Here is a 14788-nt window from a genome sequence, read left to right as displayed (position 1 = left end):
AAAGAGAAAACGATAAGGAGACGATAGAATGAGACGATTTACACACGAAGGGCGTACACTCGTTTGTTTCGACTTTGATGAGACCTACTTTCCACATGCGTGTTCCAATGCCCAACTAGCCTCCGTCCGTCGGCTCGAAGATTTTTTGGAACGACATTCTTCAAACGTATCGACGATGTGGGTGACGGGTAGCTCGCTGGCGTCGTTACACGAAAAAGTAAAACGGGCGAATCTTCGCTTTTGGCCACACCGCATTGCCTCGAGTCTCGGCACAGAATTATATCGAATCGAGACGGACGGAACGTTCGTTGAGGACAAGGTCTATCAAGACCTATTTCCGAGCGATTTTGTATCACGTGTGGAACGCATCGTGTCACAGACAGGACAGATGCGTATTCAATTAGATGAACAGCCTGGGAATGGGATGAGTCCTTGGATTCGAAGTTACTATGCCCGCGACCAAGTTGGGTCATGGAGAGAAACGCTTCGGATGCTGACAGATTCAGCTGGCATCGCAGTCAATATCAGTCAATGTAATCCGAACGCAGGTGATCCGGCTGATGCATTTGATATCGATTTTTACCCGATCCATGCCGGGAAAGTCTCAAGTATTGAATATGTATGTGCCACTTCTTCTTTTGTACGAGAAGATACATATGCTTTTGGAGACAGCGGGAATGACCTGAACATGTTGGCACATGTGGGGAACGGATACTTGGTGAACAACGCGACCGAACAGGCGAAACGGTTACATTCAAAGGTGACAAAAAAACCTTATGCGGAAGGTATTTTAGAAGTGCTCGAGGCGGATGTTTCTTCGTTCATCTGATAAATGATGTGTTCTAAAGAACGGATCAGGGTTTCACGAACAGTTTCTGTATGAGGTTCAAATTTGAGACGTTGTTGCCAGACACGACAAAATAAATCTGTCAAAGCCGCTTCTGCAGTTGCAGGGCGGTTATTTAAATGAAGCGCGTATCGATAGAGTAAGTTTTCATAACGGGCATATAAGTGTTCTAGGGCTTGTCGATTTTTTAAACGAATTTGATCGATTAGGCGCTCGTCGAGTGTAGGAAGCATATGCAACTCCTTTCGTATGGAGTGAAGGGATCAACGATGAAAGAATCAGGAACTTTACTCAGATAAAGCATCTTTTCTGTTCTTTCACTCATTTGCCCTTATTCAAACCAAGGAATATGAAAAATAGCGGTCGAATATGCAATACCCCTCAACGATTCAAAACGTGTGATAACAATTCGGACAAGTTTGTGCGTCTCCCGGTGCGCGTTTAAAGGATGTTTTACAATTCGGACAAGTAACGGTCTCGCTCTGTTGATTGAACAAACTGCCGCGGTTGAATAAAATGTTTCGAAGGTTGGGTAATGCCAGTGCGGCGAAAATCATCGCGCCGAATAAAAAGACCGCTAAAATGAGTAATAAAACGTAGGTCATCGTTTTCTTTCCTTTCCTGTTGAATTTCTTCCATCATAATCGAAATTTACATAAGCGAACAGCTTATCAATAGAAATGAGAACAAGTGTTCTGTATAATGAGATTAAAGGAGGGGAAAGCAGGATGAGAGAAGAATTGTTACGATGGATGCGATCAGGTCTGGTCACAGAAATGGTATATGTAGATCGACATGGAGTGTTTTCAAAGCGGCGGGTCAAATTGATAAAAGTGCAGGGAGAACATGTCGTGGCGTGGGATTTGAATAAACGGGCCAGACGAACATTTCGAATCGAACAAGTTCTTGCCTGTCTTCCCATCAACGAACGATTTAGAAAGCGGAAGGTGGAGATTGGATGATTGCCTTACCGAAATTGGCTGCACCAGCCAAAAGAGCTTTGACGTCAAAAGGCGTCGATTCCTTAGATGACTTATCTCTCTACACGCGTCGTGAAGTAGAGAGTTGGCATGGCGTTGGATCAAATGCCATCCACGTCCTACAAAACGAGTTAACTAAACATCATCTAACATTCAAAAGAGAAGAACCTAGTACGTGAATGAAACGTCTAGGTTTTTTTCGTGAAGTGATTGCTTTTCATTGAAAACGGGAAGTAATATATTTGTCATCTCAATTGCCGTTAAAATCTAGTAACATGACGAATAAGGTTTATACACTTAGCGACACCCATGAGAAAGGACGTACACAGCATGAGAACGAAACGTTTATCCGCCATTTTACAAAATGAGATGGATGACATGAAGCTTGATCCATGGGTGACCGGAGTCGAAACGGATTCCAGAAAGGTCAGTTCAGGGAATGTCTTTATTTGCATTCGTGGCTACACGGTTGACGGGCATAAGTTTGCGGAAGACGCCGTGACCAATGGTGCGAGTGCGGTCATCTCAGAATATCCACTCGATCTCGATGTACCGAATGTGGTTGTTGCCGATACGAAGCAGACGGCAGGAGCGGTTGCGAGCGCTTTTTATAATCATCCGTCTCATCGGATGCGTATATATGGTGTGACGGGAACGAATGGAAAAACAACGACAGCGACGTTGACCTATGATTTATTGCGTCTCTCTGGACTTCGTGCAGGGATTGTCAGTACGATTGGCGCTCGTTTCCACAATCAAACGATTGAGACGGCCAATACAACGCCTGAAGCCGTCGTCTTACATCGCATTTTAGCGGATATGGTTGATGCAGGTGTCACAGACTGTGTACTAGAAGTGTCATCGCATGCATTGATGGAGGGACGTGTGGCCGGAATCCACTTTCACGCGGCCGCATTTACGAATTTGACGCATGATCATCTGGATTATCATCGTTCAATGGATGAATATGCTCGTGCAAAAGCACGATTATTTGAACAGGTAGAAGTGACGAATGGAGACGCGATCGTGTTGAACGCGGAAGACAAGGCGAGCCGAGTCATGTCCGAATTTGCACCGACACGCCAAACCATCATGTATAGTACATCAGAGCAAATAGAGGCCGATATTCAAGTCATCTGGCGTGAGGATACGGTTCTTGTTCATATGAAAGAATTTAAGCTAGAAGTTCCCGTCCGGTTTATGGGCGCATTCAATGCCTCGAATTTGGCGGCGGCAATCGGACTTGTCTCCACTTCTGATATGGCACTTCGGACGATTGTCTCGAACGTACCAGGTCTTACGTTGCCAAAAGGACGTCTTGAGCGCCTCGATACAGAAGATGCCGAAATTTATATTGATTATGCACACACTCCAGACGGTCTAGAGAAATGCCTGTCCACGTTACAACAAGACGACCGATCTCTCGTCGTCGTCTTAAGTGCGGCAGGAGACCGTGACCCGACGAAACGTCAAGACATGGGTCGCATCGCGAGTCAATATTCAAACGACGTGATTGTTACTGTACATGACGTGCGTATGGAAGACCCGAAACAAATCATTGGCGATTTAGTCAAAGGGATCCAGCCGAACGTGAAGTACGTGACATTTGAAGCGAGAGAAGATGCCCTTCGCCATGCTGCGATGCAGGCATTAAAAGGGAAGCGAGTCGTGGTCGTCGGTAAAGGACACGATCACATCGAGCGAATTGGTCGACGTTCGGTTCCGTTCAATGAATCAGATATTTTATTGGAAGAATTGAAAAAACAAAAAGGGCAGGAACCTGCCGTTTAACAAAACGATGACGTTTGTCATCGTTTTTTAATGTGTGAAGAATGACGAGGAAGGTAATACATAATAGTGTAGTAGAATTGAAGGAGGAGAATAGACATGTCAGTTTTGTACAAAGAATTTACAAATGATGAAGAAGTCGTAACCGCCGTTCAATCGATGAAATCAAATGGGATAGATGAATCCAACATCTATGTCATCACACATGACGATGACAGAAGTAAACGTGTTGCGGACAATGCAGATGCGAACACCGTCTCTGCGAGTGATGTTGGCTTGGGGACAGCCGCTAAAAACATGTTCCGTAAAAAAGGGGACGAGCTTCGCGCTGAGTTCCAAGAACTCGGTTTCACGAAAGAGGAATCGGAACGTTTAGAAGAAAAACTAGACCAAGGAAAAGTGCTCGTCGTTGTGAAAGACGCACCGGCTGGCTTTACCATCTAATTCCACACCATGGAGAATAGAGAGAAAAGAGGCTGAATCGTGAGCGATTCAGCCTCTTTTGATGTGTTTAGCGTAGACGGACAACCGTGCGACCGCTCAACTCGCCGCGCATCATGGCTTCGGCGTGACGTGGGACGTCGTGTAGCGGAATCTCATGGATCATGTCGTTCAACACTTTCGGGTCGATGAGTTCCTCAAGGCGTTCCCATGCGTTCGTACGGCGTGCCATCGGCTGCATAACCGAGTCGATTCCAATCAGTTTCACTCCACGAAGGATGAACGGATAGACACTCGTAGGCAAGTCGGCGCCACCGACGAGACCGCATGCGGCGACAGCACCTTCATATCGGGTTTGGCTCAAAATGTTGGCGAGGGTATTCCCACCGACCGAATCGATGGCGGCATCGAAACGTTGTTTAGCCAGTGGACGAGGAGGCCCTTCTAATTCGCTTCGATCAATGATGGTTTCGACACCGAGTGAGCGTAAGTATGGTGAATCCGTTTTACCAGTCGAGGCGACGACGTGATAGCCAAGACGACGAAGTAACGTAATGGCGAAACTTCCGACGCCACCCGTCGCGCCCGTGACGAGTACTTCTTCACCCGGACGTACGCCAGCATGTTCAAGAGCATCAATCGATAACATGGCTGTGAGCCCTGGAGTACCGATGGCGATGGCATCCCGCATGCTCATCCCTTTCGGTAATTTGACGAGCCAGTTGCCGGGCACTTGGGCGTATTGACTGAAGCCACCGAAATGACGTTCCCCGATCCCGAAACCGGTGGCGATGACTTCGTCCCCGATTTTGATATCCAGATGATCCGATTCGACTACTTTCCCGACAAATTCGCATCCTGGAATAAACGGGTAATGGCTCACGATTTTGCCTGATGACGTTAATCCGAGTGCGTCTTTATAATTCAACGCGGAGTAGTGGATCTCCACTAACACATTCCCGTCCTCTTCTTTCGGAAGGACGTCGGATTTTACTTCTTTTACTTCGGCATGAAGGTGTTCATCGTGCCGGTCGAGCACGAGTGCTTGGAATGATTCATTCATGTGCGTAACCTCTTTTCCTATGGATGTTCTCACTCTAACATTCATTCCCGAGTGAAATAAAATATATGCACGAATCTTTAGGGGGAATCGGGTAGAGAGTGGTACAATAAAGGGGATTCAAATTGCGTAAGGAGGAATGTAGTATGCGGCACGATGACTATGAGTTTGACGATGTAGAAGTAGAAGAAGGCGAATTGTTCAACGTATACGATATTCTCCCACCAGACGGCACGATCCTCGAGATGGCGACCGCTGAAGAAATGGTCCGAGCGGCCGAATTAGAAGCGAAACATCATGCGCTTCAACGTCTCCAAGACTCAAACTTCCAGCTATCAGGTGTTTCGTTCAAAGAGCTCCTGACAGAATTTGAGCGGTTTGAGCAAGAGTCGATGGAGTTCTGGACAGGGGTTCATAACCGATTACGCATTCCTTGGGCGTGGACGATTCGCATCGATGTGGCCAATGGTCCAATCCACGTTGTGAACGATCGCGATATTTTTATCGACGAAGAAGACTTTGAAGAATATGATGTCGACGATTTATTAGATGAATACGAAGAAGACTGAATCAAAAACGTCTTTCCCTCATTCAGATGGGAAAGACGTTTTTTTGTCATGAAGCAAGTCGCTGCGGACGCGGGCAAGCTCGGTCGACCCGAAAAAGAGACCGACACTACACAATAGTGCAACACCACTGACCATTGCCCCGACGACAGCGGTATCTCCGATCATCGTGAACGACATCGTCAAACTAAATAATCCAAATAACAGTAATCCTCCGGCAATCGTCTTCATCATGATTCACCCTTTCACATGTCTATGAAAGTAGTGTAGACGGTTCACCGATAAGAGGGTGACTTTATTTTTGACCAGGTAAATTATTTGATTAAGTCGTAAATCGAGTACGTCTTGCCGTTTTCAAGAGGGCGGTCAATCAATTGCTCGGCAAACACGCGAGCTACTGTCTCGGGAGAGCGGAGTCGTCCCTCTGTTTCGTATGAACGGAATTGTTCGAGGTCGGCGAACGCCTCTTCTGAAGAAGAACGAATCTCCGCCTGCATCGATGTATCCATCACGCCAGGATTAAAGAGTGCCACACGATGCGGGGTGCCTTCGAGCTCAAGTGCTAGCGTTTCCGTGAAATGGTCGAGTCCCGCTTTCGTGCCACAATACGCACTCCAACCTGAAATCGGACGTTTGGCCGCGCCAGACGTCACATGAATCAAATCGGTCGGCTTGTTGAAAGCGAGGACCGCGTTCGCCAATAGCATCGGTGCGAGTAGGTTGGCATGGACATGAGCCGTCACTTTCTTCCCATCCAACTGTCCGACACGATGAATCGGTTCAATCCATGCGGCATTTTGAACGAGGAGAATCGAATCGGCATTCTCTAAAAGGGAAGTAATGTCTTGAATGGCCGCTTCGATTCCTGAGACGTCTGAGAGGTCGACGGGTAGTTGTTCATATGTGACGTCTTCGGCTTGTGAACGTGAGAGACCGATCACGTCATAACCTCGAGCTTGAAGCTCTTGGGCAATGGCACGGCCGAGACCGCGTGATGCCCCGGTGACGAGTGCAAGTTTCATATATATTCCTCCTATTCGTGAATCGTTTTCCGAAAGCCGTAAAACGGACGGAATCGCAGTTTTTCGTAATATGTGTGCGAGGCTTGGCTCGCTAGCATCTCAAGACGCGTGTCAGGATAGAGGGCATGGACATGTTGAAGAAGTTGTTCACCAAGACCTCGTTTTCGATAGGCGGAAGCGACCAACAATTCACAAACATACAAGCTGACTGTCGTATCGGTCAGTCCCCGTAAGTAGGCGACAATCTCTCCATTATCAGACTCCATGACATACGTGACGTTCGATTGACGCCATGCCTCACGCGTCAATGCATCACGTTCCACCAATTGGCTCCAACCTTCATCGTGATTGAGTTGTTGAATCGATTCAAAGTCTGATTCTTTATAGGCACGAATGTTCATACAAGTGGTTCTCCAATCTGTGTTTCAATTTGTTTCATGACGTCAAACGCCCCATCTGATTGATTTGAACAAATGACCGAGATGACCTCGGTTTCTGGATAGTACCCGGAATGAAAGCTGACGCCCGGGTCATATCCCATCACATGGTACTTATAGATGTCTCCTGACGAATGATGCTGAATCCAAATCCCATATCCATAACTACCACCTCGGTCATTGACCGTCACATGTGGTGTGAGAAGTAGGGATGTGGATGCGGCGTCAAGAAGTTGATGTGAAAACAACGCCTCCCAAAAACGAGTCATATCTTGAACGGTCACATAAGCTCCACCATCTGCCCCGCCTTTGACCGGAATCGCATATTGATTCGTACGCCATGAGCCGTCCGAATGATCGATATAGCCGAGCGCCGTTTTGGCGGGTAAGGCATCGAGCGAGAAATATCCGGAATCGCTCATGTCAGCAGGTTGAAAAATCGACTGTTCGACGTAATCGGTGAAAGATTGTCCGGTCACTTCCTCGACAATCAACCCTAACAGAATATACCCGGCATTATTGTAGGAGAATCGGGAACCTGGTTCATCTTTCATCGCTTTTTGTTGAAATAGCGGTAAAAAATCTCGTAGTTGTTGAAGTCGATACATCGGAACATCACGCCACAACGCTTCGAAGTCGTCAGAGACGGACTCATCAAAATAGTCAGGGATTCCGGACGTGTGGGTCAATAGCTGATGGATTGTAACTTTTGAGGATATGTAGGGCAGGTCAAATATCTGAAACGAATCAAGTGAGGTCGAAAAAGAGAGTCGACCTTGTTCGACTAACTGACAAATGGCGATTGCTGTGAACAGTTTGCAGCCGGAAGCGATTCCGAATCTCGTTTTGACTTCATGTTGAATCTGTTCCGAGCGATTAGCATAGCCAAGGGATTGATGAATGGACGTATCAGGGTTGGTGACGGAATAGACACCAGAGAATGTTTCGTCCAATGTGAGATGCATTAAATTTTGCAAAAGAACCTCCAAATGTTGCGTCATCAAGTACTTCGACTATATCACGTCTAAATGAACCATCCATAAATTTACTCAATATTCAAAAAAACATTTACCAAATAACAGGAATTGAGACAGGTGTCTGACCTCGAACGTGGTACGATATGGGCGAACAGAGAGGAAGTGTATTCAATGACGCTATTCTTTTTAGGGATACTCGTTGGATGTTTGATTGCTTTGTGGCTACATAAGCGTCAGCGGCCACATCCACAGACGCTTTCGTTCATGCATTTCGGGAACCAAACGAAAGATGTCATCTATATTTTTGAAACGAAACCAACGTGGCGTTTTCGGTATATCAGCCCTTCTTTAGATTTATATCTAGGGGAAGGGACCGTCATGCGGAGCTATTCGAATGCGCAGGAATGTTTCCGCAGAATCCATCCGGACGATCGACGATTGTTGCTAGACAAAGTGTTGGGGCGCGTCGACTATGAAGAAGCGATTCTTCAGCGGTGGCGGACGAATGAAGGCACCTATGTATGGTTTGAAGAGTATACGACCCCAATCTATGAGAACGGTGAGATTGTGGCGGTGCAAGGTGTGATTCGGAACATCGAGGCGGCCATGACCGAGCGTGAGCGTCTTCTGTATGAAAGTCGTCATGACAGTTTGACAGGTGTCTTCAATCGTCGGGCGTTTGAAGAGACAATCGGTCAAGCGGAAGGGATGAAAAACGTCGGAATCATCGTCATCGACGTGAATGACTTGAAAGTCGTGAACGATCAAAAAGGACACTCTGCCGGTGACTGTTTGTTGAAGCGTGTCGGTAATCTCCTTCAAACCATCGAGTCCTCTGTCTATCGGATTGGAGGAGACGAGTTTGTCTTGTTTCTTCAGATGATGTCAGAAGAAGCATGCGAGAAGATGGTTCATGAGATCGAAACGACATGTCGAGACGAGGAAATCTCAGTGGCCATCGGGTTGGCTTGGGCATCTCATCCAGAATCAATCGAAGTACTCTGGCAAGAAGCAGATGATGCGATGTATGAACAAAAGCAGCAACAAAAAAGAAATCTTCTTGACGTTTAGTTCAAGAAAATCTCTTTTTCGTTAACTACTCGCTTCCTCTACTTCAGGTGGTTCTTCACCTAAGTTATTGAGATAACGTTCGTATCGTGCGAGTCCATAGCGATAAGATGCCCAAATCAGAAGGGTTGTCACGGCTATGAGCCCGATTGTCAATGGAGCGAACCATCCGGAAACAATTCCATCCGCGTAGGCAAGTCCAATTGGTGAAAAGACGAGATAGACGAAAATCATCGAAGCGACAAGCAAGATTGAAGTCGATAACGCGTGACGCCATGGTTTGACTCGTCCGAGCTCGATTCGAATCGGATTCGCTTGAAGCATCGGTCGTACGCGAGCGAAGATGAGCATGATAGCCGTCTCGATGACGAAGAGGATACCGTAAATGTGAATAAAGTTAATCCCGATTTCCACACCGAACCATTGCTCTGTCCCCCACACGAGGAAATAGTAAGCGATGACGTGGAAGAAAACGACGGTCTTCGCGGCAATCGGGGGAACTCGTTTGATGAGCATACCGATTAAGACGATGACAAGAATCGGAATGTTAAAGAAACCTGTAAAACGTCGAATCAAATCCCATAGTCCATCTGGCGCATACATGAGATTCGGGGCGACAAAGAAAGAGACGAGCGCCACGAACGTGCCAAACCATTTACTGACACGGATCAACTCTTGGTCAGAAGCATTCGGCTTGAACTTCGGTTTATAAATATCGAGGACGAATAGCGTCGCGATACTATTTAACAGTGAGTTAAATGAGCTGAACACAGCACCGAGTAAGACGGCAAGGAAAAAGCCCATGAGCCACATTGGAAGTAGTTCGGCAATCAAGCTCGGATACGCTAAATCGGCTTTCTCGACGTTCGATCCATACAAATGGAAGGCGATGACGCCAGGCAAGAGCATAAAAATGGGAACAAGTAGTTTTAAATAACCCGTAAAAAGTACTCCTTTTTGTCCCTCTGCCAAGTTTTTTGCACCGAGAGCACGCTGGATTACGTATTGATTCAGTGCCCAATAGAATAAGTTCGCAAAAATCATTCCGGTAAAAATAGATAGGAACGGGACCGAGTCATTGGCGGAGCCGATGGCGTTCAACTTTTCGGGATTCGTCGTCGCAATCGTCTTCATTCCGTCCAACAGATTCCCGTCACCTAATGCGAGGAAACCGAGCGTCGGAACGAGGAAACCGATGATGATGAGACCGATCCCGTTTAACGTGTCCGATACAGCAACCGCGCGAAGTCCACCGAAGATGGCATAAATCGCCCCGATGATGCCAATGAACCAAACGACGAGCCAAAGGGACTGCTCAAAGCTGATGCCGAGAAGGACCGGCACGTCGAACAGTTGTAGGACGGCCAATCCACCTGAGTACAGCATAGACGGAATCGTGACGCACATGTATCCGAGTAAAAACAGCAGGACGGTCAATCGACGAACGTCCTCGTCATAGCGTTGACTTAAAAATTCAGGGATGGTCGAGATCCCGATACCAAGAAAACGCGGTAGTAAAAAGAGCGCCATGATGATGGCAGCAATTCCAGCTGTGACTTCCCAAGCCATTGCCGACATATTGCCGGCGAACGATTGACCGTTCAAGCCAATCAATTGTTCAGCAGACAAGTTGGTCAAGAGGAGCGAACCTGCGATGAAGACGCCCGTCAATCCGCGACCGGCCAAGAAATAATCATCAGCACTTTCGACTTTTCCTCTCGTCATGCGATATGAGACGTAGGCGACGAGTGCCATGAACAAAGCACCAGTCACGAGTATGTAGAGTACTTGCTGAATCGTCATGTAATCCCCTCACTTCTTACTTATATTTTATATGTATTTGTTGAAAATACCCTAAAGTGTAAGAAAGTAGTCCTCTTATCTTGATGGAGTGATAAAAAGTCATGGATTGGGGCATGAATACATTGAGCTAACGTTGTGATTGATTAGAAAATCAAAAGAGTTGAATAGATGAATCGGTAGGAGGAATCTCTTTGAAAAAGTGGATGATTGGAATATTATCTGTTGCAGCGGTAGCAGGTTATGTCATGTTTAGCGAAATGCTGAAAGAAGAAAACACGAGTGATTTGGCTGTGACCGAAAGCTTCCGACACATAGACGATTTAGCTACACGCTCGCCGGTCGTCATCGTCGGAAAAGTCAGCAGTCACCCGAGATCTTTTGAATATCATTCGGTTACTTTCTTTGAATCAGATATTCACGTGCAGCGTGTCTATCGAGACGTGAGTCATGAACTCAAACAAACCGATACGATCACCCTCTTACAAAACGATATGGAAGAAGACCCGCTCGTCAGACGAGGAGAAAACGTTCTCTTGTATTTACAAAAATACGAAGGCCCCGTGATTGAGAACGCGTATCGAATTGTCGGTCTACAACAAGGACATTTCAAAGTGAATCGGACAGGGACACTGACTTCGGTAGGAGAATCCAATCTTTATCAAGACAGCGGACGAAGTGCTGACTTGAGTAAACTAGAGACATTATTGAAAGACAATCCTTATGTGGCAGAAGATAACGACGTGATGACGGATGAAGACATTGAAGCTTTTAACGACACCCAAGAACGTCTGTTAGAGGAATCTCAATAATATAACGAGTGAAAGCGGCGCTGATGAAATCAGCACCGCTTTTTCGTGTGAACTTTTATAAATGTCATAAAAACTGAAGCATAGATGTCGCGACCGTGAAATAAATGATGAGCCCTAAATTGTCCATCAGCGTCGTAATGAACGGTCCGGAGGCGACAGCAGGGTCTAACTTCAGGCGATTGATGAGAAGCGGGACAATCGTGCCGATCATCGTGGCGACACTGAGTGCTGCAAAGATGGAGACCCCGACAATGAAGCCGATGAGCATGTTGTCATAAAGAATCGTGATGACCCCGAAAATGACAATCATACAAGCAATCCCTAAGATGATGCCGGTTCCGAGCTCACGTCGAATCATCTTCATGACGTTCTTACGATTGATCGTACCAAGCGCAATCGAACGAACAGCAACGACAAGTGACTGGGTGGCCGCATTCCCGGCAGACCCCATGACAAGTGGCATGAAGACGGCGAGGAGTACAATCGTCTCAAGTGTGTCTTCGAAGCCACCGATTGTCGAGGCTGTGATCATCCCGAGAAACATGAGGCTGACAATCCACGGGGCACGTTTTTTCGCCGCCTCGAACGGACTCATGTTGATATCGGACGAACCCTTTGTCGCGGAAAGTTCTTCAAAGTCTTCCGTCGTTTCGCGCTCGATGACGTCTAACACATCATCGACCGTGATGATGCCGAGTAGCTTTTGCTGATCGTCGATGACAGGAAGGGCCAATAAATCATACTTTTGGACAATCCGAGCCAAGTCTTCCTGATCGGTCATGACGTTTGCCGAGATGACGCGAAACCCCATGATGTCCTCGATTTTTGCCTCGAGCGGCGCGACAATCAAATCACGTAAGGAGACGACACCAACAAGCTGGTGTGCTTGGTCGACCACATATAAGTAATAAATCGTCTCAGCGTCTGGTCCGAGTTCACGCAACTCTTCTAAAGTCAGTCCGACCGTCTTGTTTGCTTGAAGGACGACGAATTCGGTCGTCATGAGCGCCCCGGCCGTCTCTTCCGGATATTGCATCAAATCTTTGACTTCTTGTTCCTCGATATCGTCCATCTGCTCGAATAGTGTGTCCATGAACGCATCGGGTAGCTCCCGCATCAAATCGGCAGCGTTATCTGAATACATCTCATTTAAAATCCGGACAGCATACGGTTGAGGCGTTTCTTGGATGAATGAACACTGTTCATCTAACGTCAGTTTTTCAAAAAGGTCAGTAAATACTTCGGGTGAAATCGTCCGATACACGAACGCACGCTCACGCTGATCGAGTTCGATAAAATGATCGGCCTGTTCACCGGGGTGGAGGGAGAGGAAGAGGTCTTGAAAATCGACCGGGTCTCCCTTTTGAATCAATGTGCGAAGTGCCGCTTCATGTTCGTTGTATTCCATTTCTTCTATTTTCATATGTTCACATCCTGATCTTTCGCATTTTTCAGCTTATTCTGCAGGTCTCAAAAAAAGTTTTCCTTATTTTTTGGGAGGATTGTATTCATCATCCATACATCTCGTTTCCCCTTGTCGTGGCACCGATTTTTCGTGCATTGTTTGTTCATTCACAAAGGTGAACATTTATACATAGCCATGTGGAATCTCTAACAGGTGAAGTGCCGGATTAGACATTCGAAAATTTGGTAAAGTGATAAGGTAAGGGTATTCACACACCCGAATCACAAGGAGGAAGCGAGATGATCTCAATGACGAATCAACCGATTTCACAAGATACGACGCTGAAACATCCGATTCATGTGTATTCAGAAATTGGAGAATTAAAAACGGTATTACTGAAACGACCGGGAAGGGAATTAGAAAACCTCACCCCGGAATATTTAGAGCGCCTCTTGTTCGATGATATTCCCCATTTGCCGGTCATTCAAAAAGAACACGACTATTTTGCGAGTGCGCTCCAAAATCGCGGTGTGGAAGTCCTTTATCTCGAAAAATTAATGGCTGAGACATTGTCGCTCCCTGGTGTTCGCGAAAAGTTTGTCGCGGATATCTTGTCGGAGTCTAAATCAAATATCAACGGCTCTTACGAAACGTTAAAAGAGTATTTACTGGATTTTGATAATGAGATGTTGATTGAAACGGTGATGGCCGGTATCCGAAAATCGGAGATCAAGCCGGAGAAGCGCCGACATTTGCACGAAATGATTGAAGATACGTACCCCTTCTTTTTAGATCCTATGCCAAACCTCTATTTCACACGAGATCCGGCCGCAGCAATCGGTCATGGTCTCTCCATCAACCGAATGAAAGAACCGGCACGTCGCCGTGAGTCACTCTTCACGCAATATATTATGCGCTATCACCCACGCTTTGCGAAACATGATGTTCCGATTTGGTCAGACCGTGACTATCGATTTGCGATGGAGGGCGGGGATGAGCTCGTCTTATCGAAAGAAGTCGTCGCCATCGGCATCTCTGAACGAACGACCGCGCAAGGAATCGAACGCGTCGCCCTCAATTTGCTCAAACATGGAGACAGCTTCAAAAAAGTCATCGCCATCGAAATTCCAAAATCACGCGCCTTCATGCATCTCGATACCGTCTTTACGATGGTCGACCATGATAAATTCACCATCCATCCGTTCATTCAAGGACCGGAAGGAAAAATGAATATTTTCGAACTTTCCTTGAATGCAGAAGGTGAATTGCAGATCACGCAGCATACCGATTTGTTGAAAGTGTTAAAAGACGTCCTCGGCTTACAGGAAGCGACGTTGATTCCTTGTGGAGGCGGCGACCCGATCGCAGCGGCGCGCGAACAGTGGAACGATGGATCGAATACGCTTGCCATCGCACCGGGTGTCGTGGTCACGTATGACCGAAACTACGTCTCGAATGAACTGCTCCGTAAAGAAGGCGTCGAAGTGATTGAAATCATGTCGAGTGAACTATCACGCGGTCGTGGGGGTCCACGTTGCATGAGTTGTCCGATTATCCGCCAAGACATCTAAATGTGATAAGGAGG

General features: G+C 46.7%; 17 protein-coding genes. 9 read left to right on the top strand and 8 right to left on the bottom strand.

Annotation, left to right across the window (positions count from 1 at the left end; all coding sequences use genetic code 11):
• Positions 1–28 precede the first annotated feature (28 nt).
• Positions 29–829 carry an HAD family hydrolase gene (locus KNO99_RS02150; protein ID WP_214744844.1) on the top strand — a complete coding sequence of 267 codons (801 nt, stop codon included), beginning with the start codon at positions 29–31 and terminating at the stop codon, positions 827–829.
• On the opposite strand, the gene KNO99_RS02145 is transcribed toward KNO99_RS02150, so the two are convergent.
• Positions 775–1080 carry an RNA polymerase sigma factor gene (locus KNO99_RS02145; RefSeq protein WP_214694874.1) on the bottom strand — a complete coding sequence of 102 codons (306 nt, stop codon included), beginning with the start codon at positions 1078–1080 and terminating at the stop codon, positions 775–777. The two genes, KNO99_RS02150 and KNO99_RS02145, sit on opposite strands and share 55 nt — an antisense overlap.
• A 495-nt stretch (positions 1081–1575) precedes the next feature.
• On the opposite strand from KNO99_RS02145, the gene KNO99_RS02140 reads away from it, so the two are divergent.
• The 4 genes from KNO99_RS02140 to KNO99_RS02125 all read left to right on the top strand — a co-directional run bounded on the left by KNO99_RS02140 (position 1576) and on the right by KNO99_RS02125 (position 4059).
• Positions 1576–1809: a hypothetical protein gene (locus KNO99_RS02140; RefSeq protein ID WP_214744842.1), complete on the top strand. Its 234-nt coding sequence runs from the start codon at positions 1576–1578 to the stop codon at positions 1807–1809.
• Positions 1806–2006 (top strand): helix-hairpin-helix domain-containing protein, encoded by a 201-nt coding sequence (locus tag KNO99_RS02135; RefSeq protein WP_214744840.1) that lies wholly within the window; start codon positions 1806–1808, stop codon positions 2004–2006. The genes KNO99_RS02140 and KNO99_RS02135 overlap by 4 nt, the downstream gene beginning before the upstream one ends.
• A gap of 151 nt (positions 2007–2157) precedes the next feature.
• Positions 2158–3618, top strand: coding sequence for a UDP-N-acetylmuramoyl-L-alanyl-D-glutamate--2,6-diaminopimelate ligase (locus tag KNO99_RS02130; RefSeq protein WP_214744838.1), 1461 nt, complete (start codon positions 2158–2160; stop codon positions 3616–3618).
• A 96-nt stretch (positions 3619–3714) separates the two neighbouring features.
• Complete coding sequence (locus KNO99_RS02125) at positions 3715–4059, top strand: YflT domain-containing protein (protein WP_214744836.1); 345 nt, start codon at positions 3715–3717, stop codon at positions 4057–4059.
• Positions 4060–4126: 67 nt separating this feature from the next.
• Here the strand turns inward: KNO99_RS02125 and KNO99_RS02120 are convergent, their stop codons facing one another.
• Positions 4127–5119 carry an MDR family oxidoreductase gene (locus tag KNO99_RS02120; RefSeq protein WP_214744835.1) on the bottom strand — a complete coding sequence of 331 codons (993 nt, stop codon included), beginning with the start codon at positions 5117–5119 and terminating at the stop codon, positions 4127–4129.
• A 143-nt stretch (positions 5120–5262) separates the two neighbouring features.
• Here KNO99_RS02120 and KNO99_RS02115 point away from each other — a divergent pair, with 143 nt between their 5' ends.
• Positions 5263–5685, top strand: a complete 423-nt coding sequence (locus KNO99_RS02115) for a hypothetical protein (protein WP_214744833.1) — start codon at positions 5263–5265, stop codon at positions 5683–5685.
• 18 nt (positions 5686–5703) lie between these two features.
• Here KNO99_RS02115 and KNO99_RS02110 read toward each other — a convergent pair whose 3' ends face one another.
• The 4 genes from KNO99_RS02110 to KNO99_RS02095 form a co-directional block, all read right to left on the bottom strand.
• The gene (locus KNO99_RS02110) at positions 5704–5913 is read right to left on the bottom strand and encodes a hypothetical protein (RefSeq protein ID WP_214744831.1); all 210 of its coding nucleotides are present in this window, start codon (positions 5911–5913) and stop codon (positions 5704–5706) included.
• A gap of 83 nt (positions 5914–5996) precedes the next feature.
• Complete coding sequence (locus KNO99_RS02105; RefSeq protein ID WP_214744829.1) at positions 5997–6704, bottom strand: SDR family NAD(P)-dependent oxidoreductase; 708 nt, start codon at positions 6702–6704, stop codon at positions 5997–5999.
• A gap of 11 nt (positions 6705–6715) precedes the next feature.
• The gene (locus tag KNO99_RS02100; RefSeq protein WP_214744827.1) at positions 6716–7105 is read right to left on the bottom strand and encodes a GNAT family N-acetyltransferase; all 390 of its coding nucleotides are present in this window, start codon (positions 7103–7105) and stop codon (positions 6716–6718) included.
• The gene (locus KNO99_RS02095; RefSeq protein WP_251130917.1) at positions 7102–8142 is read right to left on the bottom strand and encodes a serine hydrolase domain-containing protein; all 1041 of its coding nucleotides are present in this window, start codon (positions 8140–8142) and stop codon (positions 7102–7104) included. The genes KNO99_RS02100 and KNO99_RS02095 overlap by 4 nt, the downstream gene beginning before the upstream one ends.
• 147 nt (positions 8143–8289) lie before the next feature.
• Here KNO99_RS02095 and KNO99_RS02090 point away from each other — a divergent pair, with 147 nt between their 5' ends.
• A complete protein-coding gene (locus KNO99_RS02090; RefSeq protein ID WP_214744825.1) occupies positions 8290–9189 on the top strand; it encodes a GGDEF domain-containing protein in 900 nt (299 codons plus the stop codon).
• Positions 9190–9210: 21 nt separating this feature from the next.
• Here KNO99_RS02090 and KNO99_RS02085 read toward each other — a convergent pair whose 3' ends face one another.
• Positions 9211–10989, bottom strand: a complete 1779-nt coding sequence (locus KNO99_RS02085) for a solute:sodium symporter family transporter (RefSeq protein ID WP_214744823.1) — start codon at positions 10987–10989, stop codon at positions 9211–9213.
• Positions 10990–11180: 191 nt separating this feature from the next.
• Here KNO99_RS02085 and KNO99_RS02080 point away from each other — a divergent pair, with 191 nt between their 5' ends.
• Entirely contained in the window at positions 11181–11798 is a 618-nt protein-coding gene (locus tag KNO99_RS02080; protein ID WP_214744821.1) for a hypothetical protein, read from the top strand.
• 64 nt (positions 11799–11862) lie between these two features.
• Here KNO99_RS02080 and mgtE read toward each other — a convergent pair whose 3' ends face one another.
• The gene (gene mgtE / locus KNO99_RS02075; RefSeq protein WP_214744819.1) at positions 11863–13221 is read right to left on the bottom strand and encodes a magnesium transporter; all 1359 of its coding nucleotides are present in this window, start codon (positions 13219–13221) and stop codon (positions 11863–11865) included.
• A 323-nt stretch (positions 13222–13544) separates the two neighbouring features.
• Between mgtE and arcA the strand changes: the two genes are divergently transcribed.
• Positions 13545–14774: an arginine deiminase gene (arcA, locus tag KNO99_RS02070; RefSeq protein ID WP_214745087.1), complete on the top strand. Its 1230-nt coding sequence runs from the start codon at positions 13545–13547 to the stop codon at positions 14772–14774.
• Positions 14775–14788: the final 14 nt, after the last annotated feature.

This window comes from Exiguobacterium sp. s189 (genome assembly GCF_018617615.1).
Classification (GTDB): domain Bacteria; phylum Bacillota; class Bacilli; order Exiguobacteriales; family Exiguobacteriaceae; genus Exiguobacterium; species Exiguobacterium aestuarii_A.
Note: the sequence above shows the minus strand (reverse complement) of the source record. Positions and strands in the feature narration are given on the sequence as shown.

What these genes read in the sequence shown, in the direction of transcription:
- KNO99_RS02150 (WP_214744844.1), top strand. Translation starts at nt 29, where the DNA reads ATGAGACGATTTACACACGAAGGGCGTACACTCGTTTGTTTCGACTTT.
- KNO99_RS02145 (WP_214694874.1), bottom strand. Translation starts at nt 1,080, where the DNA reads ATGCTTCCTACACTCGACGAGCGCCTAATCGATCAAATTCGTTTAAAA.
- KNO99_RS02140 (WP_214744842.1), top strand. Translation starts at nt 1,576, where the DNA reads ATGAGAGAAGAATTGTTACGATGGATGCGATCAGGTCTGGTCACAGAA.
- KNO99_RS02135 (WP_214744840.1), top strand. Translation starts at nt 1,806, where the DNA reads ATGATTGCCTTACCGAAATTGGCTGCACCAGCCAAAAGAGCTTTGACG.
- KNO99_RS02130 (WP_214744838.1), top strand. Translation starts at nt 2,158, where the DNA reads ATGAGAACGAAACGTTTATCCGCCATTTTACAAAATGAGATGGATGAC.
- KNO99_RS02125 (WP_214744836.1), top strand. Translation starts at nt 3,715, where the DNA reads ATGTCAGTTTTGTACAAAGAATTTACAAATGATGAAGAAGTCGTAACC.
- KNO99_RS02120 (WP_214744835.1), bottom strand. Translation starts at nt 5,119, where the DNA reads ATGAATGAATCATTCCAAGCACTCGTGCTCGACCGGCACGATGAACAC.
- KNO99_RS02115 (WP_214744833.1), top strand. Translation starts at nt 5,263, where the DNA reads ATGCGGCACGATGACTATGAGTTTGACGATGTAGAAGTAGAAGAAGGC.
- KNO99_RS02110 (WP_214744831.1), bottom strand. Translation starts at nt 5,913, where the DNA reads ATGAAGACGATTGCCGGAGGATTACTGTTATTTGGATTATTTAGTTTG.
- KNO99_RS02105 (WP_214744829.1), bottom strand. Translation starts at nt 6,704, where the DNA reads ATGAAACTTGCACTCGTCACCGGGGCATCACGCGGTCTCGGCCGTGCC.
- KNO99_RS02100 (WP_214744827.1), bottom strand. Translation starts at nt 7,105, where the DNA reads ATGAACATTCGTGCCTATAAAGAATCAGACTTTGAATCGATTCAACAA.
- KNO99_RS02095 (WP_251130917.1), bottom strand. Translation starts at nt 8,142, where the DNA reads ATGACGCAACATTTGGAGGTTCTTTTGCAAAATTTAATGCATCTCACA.
- KNO99_RS02090 (WP_214744825.1), top strand. Translation starts at nt 8,290, where the DNA reads ATGACGCTATTCTTTTTAGGGATACTCGTTGGATGTTTGATTGCTTTG.
- KNO99_RS02085 (WP_214744823.1), bottom strand. Translation starts at nt 10,989, where the DNA reads ATGACGATTCAGCAAGTACTCTACATACTCGTGACTGGTGCTTTGTTC.
- mgtE (WP_214744819.1), bottom strand. Translation starts at nt 13,221, where the DNA reads ATGAAAATAGAAGAAATGGAATACAACGAACATGAAGCGGCACTTCGC.